Genomic DNA, 12,214 nt, shown 5'->3' with positions numbered 1-12,214 from the left:
TTCCGGTAGCAACTCGGCTCGATGAAGAGGGCCGAACTCATACTTCTCACGATAACAGCGATGTGGGGCTTCACCTTTCCGGCGATGAAGGTCAGTCTGGACTACCTTCCGCCGATTCTCTTCCTGGCTTATCGCTTCGGCATCGCGTCGCTTCTAATGCTAATCATCTTCCGCTCAAAGGTCCTCAGGAAGGAGACCATGCGCGAGGGCTTCCTCCTCGGGCTCACGCTATTCTTCGGCCACGGCTTCCAGATTGTCGGCCTCAAGTACACCACAGCTTCGAACTCGGCCTTCATAACGTCTCTCTACGTCGTGTTCACGCCCTTCATAGCCTACTTCCTCCTCGGGGAAAGGGTCAAGGCTAGGGACGTTCTGTCGCTCGCCATCGCCCTCACAGGGCTGTACCTCATCTCGGGGGCAAGCTCAAGCATCGGCTACGGCGACCTCCTAACGGCCCTCTGCGCCGTCAGCTTTGCCTTTCAGATAGTTCTCGTCCAGCGCTTTGGCGAGAAGGACTACCTCAGCCTGGCCTTCTGGCAGATTTTCTGGAACTTCGTCCTTTCCTTAATCTTCGCTCTGGCGTTCGAGCCCAGGGTTTTTCCAAGGGAGGTGCTCCCCTGGCTCGGACTGCTCTACACGGCCCTCTTTGGAACTGTCATAGCATTCACCCTCCAAGTCAAGTACCAGAAGCACACGACGGCCTACAAGGCGGCCCTCATCTATTCGATGGAACCAATCTTCGGCTCCCTGTCGGCCTTCGCCATTCTCGGTGAGAGGTTCACGAGGAGGGCCTTAGCGGGCGCGTTCCTCATAATGGCAGGCGTTTGGAACGAGATAAAGAAAAACTAACGAAAGGTTAATAAAAACATCCACCTATTCTTAAAGCGGAGGTGATGGTCATGGTGCACGAGTACATAAAGGACCGCACCAAGGAGTTCTCGAAGGAAGAGAAGGAGAAGCGCTACAAGTACCTCGGAAAGGAGGTCATTGACGTCGGCGACCCGGGACTCGACAGCATTCCGGAGTTCTACGGCATAGCGAACGCCATATGGCGCGACTGGAAGAACGGGGAGATAAGCACGAGGACGGCCCTTGGAAGGCTCGCGCTCCTCAAACTGCTCACATACAAGAGCAAGAACAAGAAGATTCAGGACATCCCGGAGGAGGACCTTGAGGAGGTCAGGAAGTTCATAGACTACGTGATACAGGTCATCAAGAACGAGAGCAGGAGAAAGGGCGAGCCCGAGGAGGAGAGGCAGGTCGAGGAGAAAGCTTCATCGTAAGGCTTCTCTTACAAATTCTCCCGCCCTCAGGATTTTAACTTTTCTTCCATCAAAACGATAAGTTTTGGTAGCTTCATCCCTCATCTGGATGATGTGCTTGGTGTTTTCTGAGATAATATAATCCACTTTCTTGGCGTAGGCCACGTCAAAGAACTTAGCGTCGTTCGGGTCCCTCAGGTTCTTTAGGAACTCAGGGTCATCGGAGAACTTTCGCCGAGGACGAACCATGACACTGTTTTTAATAACCAACGCCAAAATCCGCAATGCACGTCTTGTAAGCCCCGTTTCCATACCGATGCCGAGAATCTGAGTTTTCATTTCCTCGATAATTTCATCTGAGACAAAATTTACGATATAGCCCCTTTGAAGGGCCTTTAATATCTGCCACGCTGGAGATTTTGGAAGGTCCTTAGACTTCAACGCACTAATAAGGACGGATGTATCTAACACAACTTTGATTTTACCCGCCATCTCAAACAACTCCTAACTCTCTCAACTTCACCTCGATGCGCTTAAACTTCTTAAAACTCCGCTCACCTATCTTCATAAGTTCCTCAAGGTTGTAATCTATCCCAACATGCTCCTCCTCCAGTTCCCGTTCCCACTTTTCAAGCTCTTCATCAGTAACGGTATTGGCCAGCCTTTCAACTTCCTTCATCAGTCGTTTCATCTCAAAAAACCACACTATGTCCTCAGGCTTCTCATGAATTTTCCTCGCGAGCTGGACAATCCATTCACTGACCGAACGCCTGGCCTCTTCGTCGGTCTTAAGCATTAACTCAATCGCCCTCACATCAGACGCCATAACTCTCCCCATTCTTTTTATCCGCGACGGATTATAAAACCCTACCGTTGGCAATGTTTGCACGTGAGTTCCGCAAAAGCTTAAAATTCTCACCGGCCTAACCTTAACCGCCCTCCCCTCTCACGCCTCCGGGAGAAGTGACCGGGGGACGGTCGGGGAGGGCACATTTCTTACCGTTAGAAAATTTTATAGTTATAGAGAGATAAGGGCATCAATAGGGGAGGAGAATGGAATATCTTGATTGGATTACGATAAGGAACTTCAGGGCAATATCAGAGTTGGAGCTCAATAACTTGTCCAAAATTAACGTGTTCATCGGGAAGAATGGGGTGGGAAAGAGCACCGTTCTTGAGGCCATATACCTGAACACAACATGGGGCGGCAGAGACCTCCTCAGGAGACACCCCATAAAGACAATTCTATTCAGAAGGGGATTGAACCCGTACATAAGAAAACCCCTTGCGGAAGAAGACCCCATGGTCTATATTTCATATTTCTTCAGAGAGCCCTACCAGCCAATCACAATAAGCTCGAACATTACAACATCCGAACTAAGGCTCTGGAATCAACGCACATTGGATAAGTATGTTTCCGGGGAAACCGAAAGAAGACTCGTAATCATGGCTAACTATGGTGGGCCGGTCGTAGAAATCGAACCAGTTGAATACGGTGAATATACGAGATACGTACTCAAATGGCCAAGATATTCCGCCTCTCGCAAACGCGCAATCCTCCTCGATGACAATACCTTCAGAACTCCCTACTACGGCACGTCCTCAATCTCGGAAGTCGTTGTAAAGCTTGAAGAGTTTTCTCTGATTGATGTAGATAACCTAAGAGTATTTCTTCAGAAAGTGACAGGAAGCCCTATTAAAAGGATATACAAGAAAATCGCAGAGATTATCCTGCTCATGGAGAGCGGAGAGAAAATCCCAATGTCCCTGCTGGGGGACGGTATAAAAACGGCAATGGGCTATTATTATGCCCTGAACACAGAAAAACCAGTTACAGTCCTTTTAGAGGAACCCGAGAACCACCTTCATCCCGGTTTGATGAAAATCCTCGCGGAAGAGATAGCAAAAACGAAATCTCAGGTGTTCATAACGACCCACAGCATAGAATTCCTCGGGTACGTTCTTGATAGCTGTGCGAAATTAGGTGTCGAGTCAGAGGTCAGGGTTTTTAGATTCAAATCAATAGACGGGGGTGTCCCAAACGTTGAAGTCTACAACGGTTCAGAGGCCAATGTAGCAATTAACACCATAGGGGTGGATTTAAGGTGAAAATAATATTCACTGAAGGTCCCCTTGATGTTCTCCTTATAAGGTCAATTCTTGTCAAAGTGTTTTGCCTAGAGGATATAACCAGGTCCGATTATGCATCCCCCATTAGAAGGCATTTCAGGAACCTTCTGATAAACTTCCAGGTGGATGGTGTTATACGAATTGTCAGAACTCCTAATGACGAAAGCATTGTAATAGCAAGTGTGGAAGGCAAAGACAACTTCTTAAAAATCGCGTCGGCGATAAAACCCCTTCGGCGCGTCGCTGAGGAAATCCATGAAACTCTAAACGGGGTAATTTTTGTTGGGGACCGTGATGCATGGAGTATACTAAACAGGCTGAACAACCCAAAAGGAGAAGTTCCCGTTTCCACACTGGCCTATGAAGGATACATGGAGGACCTACTGTTTAAGATTTTCAAAAATGTCGAGAAAGAACTAGACAGCCTTGAACTTGAAGTCTACAAAAAGGTTCTTGGCCCTGTCTCAAAGTTCAAGGATATTGACGGGGACACCTGGAAAAAGAGAAAGCTCAGCTTGCTTCACCTCGTATTTGGGCCCAGATGCTTTGAAAATCTCTTTGAGAACTTGTGCTCAAAACTGACTGACAAATGGAGAGGCGTAGAAGAAATCTCACATCTTGCTGACCTCTTGGAGGTATCAAAAGAATAAACTTGGATTCATCCTCGGTATCATCGCCATCAGGACCGCCATCTCGTTGAGCTCGGTTCTTGTGAGCAGGCCTTTACTCAGAACGCCTATCGCGCCGACCTTCCTCTTGAGTTCTGGGTCTCTGACGAGCTCGCCCATCGCCACGCCTGCCTCAACTCCCTCTTTAATGATTCTCTTGATTACAACAGGCGGATACTCGAAGCCGGGGCTGTGGCCTATCGTTATCCTCCCGTCGGGACTTGCCACCGCGCAGACCTGAACGTCGAGATAGCCGGTCAGCGTTCCTGGGAAGGGGTAGATTCCCGCCTCGATTCCGACGCCGAGGTCAGCGTTGGTCTTCTCCAAAGCCCTCTTCGCCCTGTTTATAGCACCCCTCACTATCTCCTCGATTCCAATCGGCTGGTCTGGGACGCCACTGTCAACCTCAACCCCTATGACATCAACGTCGCCGTAAATCCTCCGCATCACGTTCTCAACGGCCTTAACCTTCGTTGGGTTGGTCGAGCCGACCGCGATTCTCATGCCACCACCGAAAAAACTCGGCAGAAAACCTTATAAGCTAACTTCCCAACTCTGCCCCGATACCCATGAGGGGGGAGTGTTTTATCCTTCGCTCCGCCCGTTTCGAGGCTTGAGCCCTCTTCTGGGTTAGCCTTAACTATCACTTCTGGAGGGTTCTGGGATGATTAAGGAGCCGGAGTTTAGGGAATACAACCCAGGCAAGCTGGAGGAGAAGATAGAGGCCTTTTGGAAGGAGAACGACACCTACGAGAAGGTCAAGGCCAGCAGGGCGAACGGCCCGAAGTACTACTTCCTCGACGGACCGCCGTACGTGAGCGGTGCGATACACCTTGGAACGGCCTGGAACAAGATAATCAAAGACATGATAATCCGCTTCAGGACTATGCAGGGCTACAACGTTCGCAGGCAGCCGGGCTTCGACATGCACGGCCTGCCGATAGAGGTCAAGGTCGAGCAGGCCCTCGGCCTTAAGACCAAGAAGGACATCGAGACCGAGATAGGCGTTGACAACTTCATCAAGAAGTGTAAGGAGTTCGCCCTCAACAACCTCAAGGTCATGACCGAGCAGTTCAAGATGCTCGGAATCTGGATGGACTGGGACAACCCCTACATGACGATAAAGAACGAGTACATCGAATCGGGCTGGTTTACCCTCAAGAAAGCCTGGGAGAAGGGTCTCCTCGAGAAGGACAAGCGCGTCCTCCACTGGTGCCCGCGCTGTGAAACCGCTCTGGCCGAGCACGAGGTTCGCGGTGAGTACAAGGTCAGGAAGGACCCGAGCATCTACGTCAAGTTCCCGGTCGAGGGCAGGGATAGGGAATACCTCCTCATCTGGACTACCACACCCTGGACTCTCCCGGCCAACTTAGCCGTTACAGTTCACCCCGAGTACGACTACGCAAGGGTTAGGGTCGAGACCGAGAACGGCGAGGAGTACTGGATAATCGCGAAGGCCCTCGTCGAGCGCGTTCTGAGCGAGGTTGGGGTCAAGGGTGAGGTGGTCGAGGAGTTCAAGGGCGAGGAGCTTGAGGGAGTGAGATACGTTCACGTCCTTCTCGATGAGTATCCGAGACAGAGGGAGTTCCGCGAGAGGTACGAGTGGGCGCACCGCGTAATCCTCGGCGAGCACGTCACGCTTGAGGACGGTACCGGATTGGTTCACACCGCGCCGGGCCACGGTGAAGAGGACTTCGAGGTCGGGCAGAAGTACGGTCTGCCGGTTTACAGCCCGGTCGACGACCAGGGTCGCTACACCGAGGGCAGGTGGAAGGGCGTCTATGTGAAGGACGCCGACCCGGAGATAATCGAGCACCTCAAGGAGAAGGGCTACCTCGTTAAGGCCGGAACGATAGAGCACAAGTATCCGCACTGCTGGCGCTGTAAGACCCCGCTGATTTTCAGGGCAACAGACCAGTGGTTCCTCAAGGTCAGCAAGGTGAAGGACAAGATAATCAAGGAGAACGACGAGAAGGTCACCTGGTATCCTGACTGGGTGAAGGTTAGATACGACAACGGCGTCATGAACTCGGGCGACTGGGTCATAAGCAGGCAGAGGTACTGGGGAATACCGCTCCCGATATGGCAGAGCGAGGACGGCGAGATATACGTCGTTGGAAGCTTTGAGGAGCTTGTCAAGCTCGCCGTTGCGATAGAGGTTAACGGCGAGCGCGTTGAACTCCCGGAGGACTACAACGAGAAGCTCAGGGTCATAGAGGAGAAGCTTGGCCCGGAGGACCTGCACAGGCCCTACGTCGATGCCTTCATCATAAGGGTCAACGGCAAGGAGATGAGAAGAGTAAAGGACGTCGTTGACGTCTGGTTCGACAGCGGAATAGCAAGCTGGGCGTCGCTCGACTATCCAAGGAACAGGGAGCTCTTTGAGAAGCTCTGGCCGGCCGACTTCATAGTCGAAGGTGAAGACCAGGTTACGAAGTGGTTCTACTCCCAGCAGGCCGCCAGCGTCATAGCCTTCGACACCGTGCCGTACAGGAAGGTGGCCATGCACGGCTACGTCTTGGATGAAAAGGGCGACAAGATGAGCAAGAGCCTCGGCAACATCATAAGGCCCGAGGAGGTCGTCCAGAGGGAAGGCAGAGACCCGTTCAGGTTCTACATGCTCTGGGCCACCAACCCCTGGGAGAACCTCCGCTTCAGCTGGAAGGGCCTAGCTCAGGTCAAGAGGATGCTCAACATACTCTGGAACGTCTACGTGCTCAGCGCGACCTACATGAGCCTCGACAACTTCGACCCGACCAAGCTCAAGCCAGAGGAGCTTCCGTTCCGTGAGGAGGATAAGTGGATACTCAGCAGGGTCAACGGACTCATAAAGGACGTGGAGGAGGGAATAGAGACCTTCAGGCTGACGAAAGCGACGAGAGCAATCTACAACTTCGTCGTCGAGGACCTGAGCAGGTGGTACGTTCGCTTAATCAGGAAGCGCATGTGGGTCGAGGGCGACGACCCAGACAAGTTAGCTGCATACTACACCGTCTGGAAGGTCTTCGACGTCCTGCTGAGGCTGATGGCACCGTTTACACCGTACATAGCCGAGGAGATATACCAGAACATGCTCAGGCCGTTCCTCGGCATGGAGAGCGTCCACATGCTCGACTGGCCGAAGCCCGACGAGAAGGCCATAGACGAGGAGCTTGAGCGCGAGATGGAGGCGGTAAGGAAGATAGTCGAGGCGGGCTCAAGCGCCAGGCAGAGGGCCAAGATAAAGCTCCGCTACCCGGTCAGGAGAATAATCGTCGAGACCGAGGACGGGACAGTAAAGAGGGCCGTCGAGAGGCTCAACAGAATCCTGCGCGACCAGCTCAACGCCAAAGAAGTGGTCGTCGGAAAGGTCGAGCGCGAGCTCGTCATAAAGCCGAACTTCGCGAAAGTTGGCCCGGAGTTCAAGGGCGACGCAAAGCTCGTGATAGCCTGGATAAACGAGCACGGAAGGGAACTCTACGAGAAGGGCGAGATGGACGTAGAAATCGAGGGCAAGACCTTCCACCTCACGAGGGAGCACCTGAGCATAGAAGAGAAGCTGCCGGACTTCTTTGTCAGTGAGGAGTTCGAGGGCGGAAGGGTCTTCGTGGACAAGACCCTCACCAGAGAGCTCCTCGCCGAAGGCCTCGCCAGGGAGTTCGTCAGAAGGATACAGGAGATGCGCAAGCGCCTTGACCTCGACGTGAACGACAGAATCGTCGTCACCATAGAGACCACCGACGAGAACCGCGAACTGCTCAGCGAGAACCTCGACTACATAAAGAAGGAGACGAGGGCGACCGAGGTAATCTTCGGAGAGGCCAAGGGCTACGTCGTCGAGTGGCCCGAGGTCCAGGCGAAGATAGGGATTGAGAAGGTTGAAGATTGATTCCGAGCATAACGACCCTTTTATTTCCCTTTTAATTGTGTGCTCTAAGTTCCATATAGACAACACCAAGAACAATAAGACAATTAGCGAGTGCAGTTGTGGTTAATAATTGATGAGAGCAGGAGCAGTAAAAAAACAAAAACAGGAACCACCGACTGAATTAGAGCCTTATTCAATGTTCTCGGTCCCAAGTCTTTTGGAAAACAGCCTGTAGTTAACGAGTTTTCCAATGAGAAGCATTGCAAGACCCAGCCCAAACGTGAGAAGGAGGAACAACCCAGTATTGTCCCTGGCCTCGTCTATGAAAACTGTAAGCGACAAGACAAAGCCTATTGCAAGACCAACCCAGAAGTACGCTATCTGAGGCGCATAGTAGGACAGCTTGTCGCTAAAAGCGTAGAACGCCGCAACAACGCCTGCACCGGCGAAGTAAGAGTACGCGAGGTGCTCGTTATAGTGATAGATTACGGAGCCCATCAAGAATATCACTGAAAAATTCCACAGAAATGTTATGGTCCTGTTTTTGAACCGCTTTGGAAGCACTGCACGGAGGAAGAGGAGCGAAATTAGAATCGCTAACGTCAGATAACTCACTTCTCTCAAAGGCGCGAGAATGTTGAGTATCCCAATACTAATAGCAAAGAAAAGGAAAGAGTGTAAAATCTGGCTCTTCATTGATCAACCCTCCGACTGTTCAAATCCTATGCTCAATGCCATGAGAGACAACAACTGAAAGTCGCCTTTCTTCGGTTCTTGGCATCTTCATACTAATGGGTCAGACATAGTAGAGATAACTGTGCATATAAACTTTTTTTACGAGCCATAGTCAGTCGAAAGAAACGGGCAGACAAAAGAGCGGACAGTTCATTTCTCCAAAATTTTCACCCTCAGCCCGTACTCCTCGAAGCGCTTGAAGTCCTCATCACAGGTGTAGAGCGTTGCGTTGTGGGCTATGGCAGTGGAAGCTATGAGGAGGTCTTTCAGGGGAGGTCGTTTTCCCTTCTTCATGAGGTCTCTGAAAATCGCCCCGGCTATCTTTGCGGAGTTCTCATCGAACTTAACCTTGGGCATCATCTCAAGCATGAGCTCCTCCCGCTCTTTCAGGTGACCGCAGTGAAGCTCAAAGAGAACAATGGTTGGTAGATGATACTCTCTGTTTCCTTCCTGGTAAAGTTCTTCTACGACCTTTCTGTTCCCGCCAAAGAGCTCAATTACCACGCTGGTGTCCAGGAGTCCATCCATTCTTCAACCTCCTTCAGTTCTTTCTTGAGCTCTTCAAGCTCCTTGGGGGTTCTCGTTCCAAAGGCTATCATCAGCACGTCGAGATTTCCCTTCTTTTTCTTGCCTATGAGCTCTCTCAAAAGCTCGGAAAAGCTCTTGTTGCCCTTCATCTTGACGAGCTCATAGTAAACGTCATCGGCTATCGTAATTGTCTTGCCCAACGGCACCACCCATAAGTGCATGCATGCACGAAATATTTAAAATTTACCCGTGAACATTCTCCAGACGAGCAGGATTTGGGTCAGAACGATCAGCGTTAAAGCCAGAGCGGTCAGTTTCCGAGATTTCTTCGGAAGATAGAGGCCGATGAGGCAATAAAGGAAGTTCAGGCCTGAAAGCTCCAAGAGAAACTTCACCAGACCGGTTTTCCTGCCGATGGCCATTACCTCACCTATGGGGTCATTGCCGGCCGGATAACTCGAATGAAGCGCTATGAGCCTGACCGCAATGAGTATTGCCGTGTAGAGGAGGTTCTGCCTTATCATCTCAACTAAAAAGTCTCTACTCAGGTCCCTTCCTTTAAAGAGTTTGTAGAGTGCAAATGGAAAATCCATGACCCACAGAACCATCGAGACGAAAAGAACAAAGAGGGCGAAGATACGCACAAATATCGCAATCCCGTTGAGAAGTCCCTTTAGCGGATTTTCTGTCATCACAACGGCCGTAGCAACCAATCCCCAGAACATCAAGGCTCTGGTTACTGTTTCAAAGACTTCCTTTGGAAGGTAGAGCCTGCCGTGGGTTTTCTCAATTATCTCGGGCAATCTTCTGATGTCCTTCCGCGAGTAGCCGTAGCGTTCAAGGGTCTTACCAACGAAGTGAAACGCCACGAGGAGAAACGGAACAAGGAGAAGAAAGGCGACGAAAACGTTTACGGCGTTGAGGTTTTCCCGTATCTGCCGAACAAAAGTCCAGATGGCCAGCCAAAAACCCACTGCCAGAAACCATGGAATGAGATAGTCCCTAACAAAGACTCTCATGGCCGTTAATATCCCCTGAGGTAAATAACCCTTTCGAAACCCTTATAACTTATGCCCCCGTAAGTTACTTACGGTGGCGTAAGTGCTGTTCGACCTCAGGCCAAAGGAGAGGAGAGAGGAGATTTTTGACAGGGAAAAGGAGTTCAGAGAGCTTGAGAAAAGCGTTGAGCGCTATCCTTTAACTCTCCTTCTCGGAATAAGGCGCGTGGGCAAGAGCTCGATACTCAGGGCTTACCTCAACGAGAACCCCGGGATTCTGATAGACTGCAGGGAGCTCTACGCCGAGAGCGGGCACATAACGAAGGAAGACCTCATAAGGGAAATTCAGTCAAAAAGGGGACCCCTCCAGAGAACCCTTGCCCGGTTCAGGGTAAAGCTGAACCTCCGGTTTCTTGAGGTAGAACCCGATGACGCCTCGCTGAGGGAGGTCTTCAGGGAGCTGAACGAGCTCGGTGAAAAAACCGGGAGGTTCATAATAGCCTTTGACGAGGCCCAGTACCTGCGCTTCTACGGCTCACGGGGCGGGAAGGAGCTCTTAGCTTTGTTTGCCCACACCTACGACAGTCTGCCGAACCTCCGAATTATCCTGACCGGCTCGGAAGTCGGCCTGCTCCACGACTTTCTTGGCATAGACGACTACGAGAGCCCGCTTTATGGCAGGGTTGGAGGCGAAATCTACGTCAGGCCCTTCGACGAAAAAAACTCAAAGGAGTTCCTGAGAACAGGCTTTAGAGAAGCTGGTCTTGATGTGTCTGAGGACACCATAGACCGCGCCGTATCAATCCTTGACGGAATCCCTGGCTGGCTCGTCCTCTTCGGCGTGAAATACCTTGAAACGAAAGACTTCGAAAAGGCAATGGAGGCGACGCTCAACGTTGCAAAGGGCCTGCTGTTCGGTGAGCTGGGGGAGCTTGAAAGGAGGAGCAGGAGGTACACGGAGATTTTACGGGCGATAGCCCTCGGCTACAACAGGTGGAGCCTGATAAGGGACTACCTCGCCGTGAAGGGCATGAAAACTCCAGAACCGAGGCTGTATGAACTTCTCAAGAACCTGAAGAAGATGGGATGGATTGAGGAGAATGGGGAGTACAGACTGGCCGACCCCGTGGTCAAGCTAATCCTGAGAGAGTCGTAGAGCCCGAGTACACCGGTAAAGCTTTCGCTCTTCTCTTTTCTTTAACCAAAAACAATCCTCCACGCGACCCAAAGCTGAAGGGCCACGATGATTATCAGCGCCAGCGCCGTCAGCTTTCTGCTCTTCCTCGACCCATAGAGGCCAACAATGCCAAAGAGAACGTTTAGGCCTGAAAGCTCAAGGAGCAGGGTTACCAGCTCCGTTTTCCGCCCAAAGGCCATCATCTTCCCAATTAAATCATCACCCGCCGAATAGTTTGAATGGAGCGCTATGAGCCTGACCGCTACGAGAATTGCCGTGAGGACAAGGTTCTGTCTTATCAGCTCAATCAGGAAGTCCCTGTCCGGTTCCCTCCCGGTAAAGAGCCTGTAAAGGGAGTGGGGGAAGATAATAACCCAGATAAACATCGAGATGAGAAAAACTGAGAAGGCGAAGATTTCAGCAAACATCGCTATTCCGCTGAGAAGTCCCATTATCGGGTCTCCAGTCGCCAGAAGGACCCACGCAAAGAGTCCCCAGAAGATAATGGCGTCGCCAATGATATTGAACACCTCTTTCGGAAGGTAGAGCCTGCCGTGGGTTTTCTCGATTATCTCAGGAAGGCGCCTCACGTCCTCGCGAGAATAGCCGTAGCGTTCAAGGGTCTTACCAACGAAGTGAAGCGCCACGAGGAGAAACGGGATGAGAAGGAGGAAAACCGCGAAGATGTTCATGGCGTTTAGGTGTTCCCTTACTGGAGGAGTGATAAGCCAGAGGGCGAACCAAAAGACGACGAGGAATATCAACGGGAGGAGGTAGTCCTTAACAAAGACCCGCATGGCCGTTAATATTCTCGGGGGTAAATAACCTTTTCGAAGCCATCACAACTTATGCCCCCGTAAGTTACTTAC

The 12,214-nt window shown here is 51.3% G+C and carries 14 protein-coding genes; 6 read left to right on the top strand and 8 right to left on the bottom strand.

Annotated features, from left to right (window positions below):
- The first annotated feature begins 21 nt into the window (after nucleotides 1-21).
- Entirely contained in the window at nucleotides 22-849 is an 828-nt protein-coding gene (locus BD01_RS07015; protein WP_042691313.1) for a DMT family transporter, read from the top strand.
- A 50-nt stretch (nucleotides 850-899) separates the two neighbouring features.
- Complete coding sequence (locus BD01_RS07010; RefSeq protein WP_042691310.1) at nucleotides 900-1,283, top strand: hypothetical protein; 384 nt, start codon at nucleotides 900-902, stop codon at nucleotides 1,281-1,283.
- Here BD01_RS07010 and BD01_RS07005 read toward each other — a convergent pair.
- Nucleotides 1,275-1,754, bottom strand: coding sequence for a putative toxin-antitoxin system toxin component, PIN family (locus tag BD01_RS07005; RefSeq protein WP_042691308.1), 480 nt, complete (start codon nucleotides 1,752-1,754; stop codon nucleotides 1,275-1,277). The two genes, BD01_RS07010 and BD01_RS07005, sit on opposite strands and share 9 nt — an antisense overlap.
- 1 nt (nucleotide 1,755) lies before the next feature.
- Nucleotides 1,756-2,076 (bottom strand): hypothetical protein, encoded by a 321-nt coding sequence (locus tag BD01_RS07000; RefSeq protein ID WP_156927397.1) that lies wholly within the window; start codon nucleotides 2,074-2,076, stop codon nucleotides 1,756-1,758.
- A 239-nt stretch (nucleotides 2,077-2,315) separates the two neighbouring features.
- Between BD01_RS07000 and BD01_RS06995 the strand changes: the two genes are divergently transcribed.
- Together BD01_RS06995 and BD01_RS06990 are read left to right on the top strand one after the other, a co-directional pair.
- On the top strand, nucleotides 2,316-3,371 hold the full coding sequence (locus tag BD01_RS06995) for an ATP-dependent nuclease (RefSeq protein WP_042691302.1): 1,056 nt from the start codon (nucleotides 2,316-2,318) through the stop codon (nucleotides 3,369-3,371).
- Nucleotides 3,368-4,042, top strand: a complete 675-nt coding sequence (locus tag BD01_RS06990; protein WP_042691299.1) for a hypothetical protein — start codon at nucleotides 3,368-3,370, stop codon at nucleotides 4,040-4,042. The genes BD01_RS06995 and BD01_RS06990 overlap by 4 nt, the downstream gene beginning before the upstream one ends.
- Here the strand turns inward: BD01_RS06990 and yjjX are convergent.
- Nucleotides 4,031-4,564 (bottom strand): inosine/xanthosine triphosphatase, encoded by a 534-nt coding sequence (gene yjjX, locus BD01_RS06985; RefSeq protein ID WP_042691297.1) that lies wholly within the window; start codon nucleotides 4,562-4,564, stop codon nucleotides 4,031-4,033. The genes BD01_RS06990 and yjjX overlap by 12 nt on opposite strands.
- Before the next feature lie 160 nt (nucleotides 4,565-4,724).
- Here yjjX and ileS point away from each other — a divergent pair, with 160 nt between their 5' ends.
- On the top strand, nucleotides 4,725-7,928 hold the full coding sequence (gene ileS, locus BD01_RS06980; protein ID WP_042691295.1) for an isoleucine--tRNA ligase: 3,204 nt from the start codon (nucleotides 4,725-4,727) through the stop codon (nucleotides 7,926-7,928).
- Nucleotides 7,929-8,096: 168 nt separating this feature from the next.
- On the opposite strand, the gene BD01_RS06975 is transcribed toward ileS, so the two are convergent.
- The 4 genes from BD01_RS06975 to BD01_RS06960 form a co-directional block, all read right to left on the bottom strand.
- Nucleotides 8,097-8,603 (bottom strand): hypothetical protein, encoded by a 507-nt coding sequence (locus tag BD01_RS06975; RefSeq protein WP_042691292.1) that lies wholly within the window; start codon nucleotides 8,601-8,603, stop codon nucleotides 8,097-8,099.
- 189 nt (nucleotides 8,604-8,792) lie between these two features.
- Complete coding sequence (locus tag BD01_RS06970; protein WP_042691288.1) at nucleotides 8,793-9,170, bottom strand: type II toxin-antitoxin system VapC family toxin; 378 nt, start codon at nucleotides 9,168-9,170, stop codon at nucleotides 8,793-8,795.
- Nucleotides 9,140-9,370 (bottom strand): antitoxin VapB family protein, encoded by a 231-nt coding sequence (locus BD01_RS06965; RefSeq protein WP_042691285.1) that lies wholly within the window; start codon nucleotides 9,368-9,370, stop codon nucleotides 9,140-9,142. Before BD01_RS06965 ends, BD01_RS06970 begins: the two co-directional genes overlap by 31 nt.
- Before the next feature lie 36 nt (nucleotides 9,371-9,406).
- Nucleotides 9,407-10,189 (bottom strand): hypothetical protein, encoded by a 783-nt coding sequence (locus tag BD01_RS06960; RefSeq protein ID WP_042691283.1) that lies wholly within the window; start codon nucleotides 10,187-10,189, stop codon nucleotides 9,407-9,409.
- Between the two features lie 82 nt (nucleotides 10,190-10,271).
- On the opposite strand from BD01_RS06960, the gene BD01_RS06955 reads away from it, so the two are divergent.
- Nucleotides 10,272-11,324 carry an AAA family ATPase gene (locus BD01_RS06955; protein WP_042691280.1) on the top strand — a complete coding sequence of 351 codons (1,053 nt, stop codon included), beginning with the start codon at nucleotides 10,272-10,274 and terminating at the stop codon, nucleotides 11,322-11,324.
- Between the two features lie 41 nt (nucleotides 11,325-11,365).
- Here BD01_RS06955 and BD01_RS06950 read toward each other — a convergent pair whose 3' ends face one another.
- Nucleotides 11,366-12,142, bottom strand: a complete 777-nt coding sequence (locus tag BD01_RS06950; RefSeq protein WP_042691278.1) for a hypothetical protein — start codon at nucleotides 12,140-12,142, stop codon at nucleotides 11,366-11,368.
- Between the last annotated feature and the right edge of the window lie 72 nt (nucleotides 12,143-12,214).

Source organism: Thermococcus nautili (assembly GCF_000585495.1).
In the GTDB taxonomy this organism is placed as follows: Archaea; Methanobacteriota_B; Thermococci; order Thermococcales; family Thermococcaceae; genus Thermococcus; species Thermococcus nautili.
Note: the sequence above shows the minus strand (reverse complement) of the source record. Positions and strands in the feature narration are given on the sequence as shown.

Excerpts from the sequence above, each read along its gene's own strand:
- BD01_RS06995 (WP_042691302.1), top strand. The coding sequence starts at position 2,316 with ATGGAATATCTTGATTGGATTACGATAAGGAACTTCAGGGCAATATCA.
- BD01_RS06960 (WP_042691283.1), bottom strand. The coding sequence starts at position 10,189 with ATGAGAGTCTTTGTTAGGGACTATCTCATTCCATGGTTTCTGGCAGTG.
- BD01_RS06975 (WP_042691292.1), bottom strand. The coding sequence starts at position 8,603 with ATGAAGAGCCAGATTTTACACTCTTTCCTTTTCTTTGCTATTAGTATT.
- ileS (WP_042691295.1), top strand. The coding sequence starts at position 4,725 with ATGATTAAGGAGCCGGAGTTTAGGGAATACAACCCAGGCAAGCTGGAG.
- BD01_RS06970 (WP_042691288.1), bottom strand. The coding sequence starts at position 9,170 with ATGGATGGACTCCTGGACACCAGCGTGGTAATTGAGCTCTTTGGCGGG.
- BD01_RS07010 (WP_042691310.1), top strand. The coding sequence starts at position 900 with ATGGTGCACGAGTACATAAAGGACCGCACCAAGGAGTTCTCGAAGGAA.
- BD01_RS06950 (WP_042691278.1), bottom strand. The coding sequence starts at position 12,142 with ATGCGGGTCTTTGTTAAGGACTACCTCCTCCCGTTGATATTCCTCGTC.
- BD01_RS07015 (WP_042691313.1), top strand. The coding sequence starts at position 22 with ATGAAGAGGGCCGAACTCATACTTCTCACGATAACAGCGATGTGGGGC.
- yjjX (WP_042691297.1), bottom strand. The coding sequence starts at position 4,564 with ATGAGAATCGCGGTCGGCTCGACCAACCCAACGAAGGTTAAGGCCGTT.
- BD01_RS07005 (WP_042691308.1), bottom strand. The coding sequence starts at position 1,754 with ATGGCGGGTAAAATCAAAGTTGTGTTAGATACATCCGTCCTTATTAGT.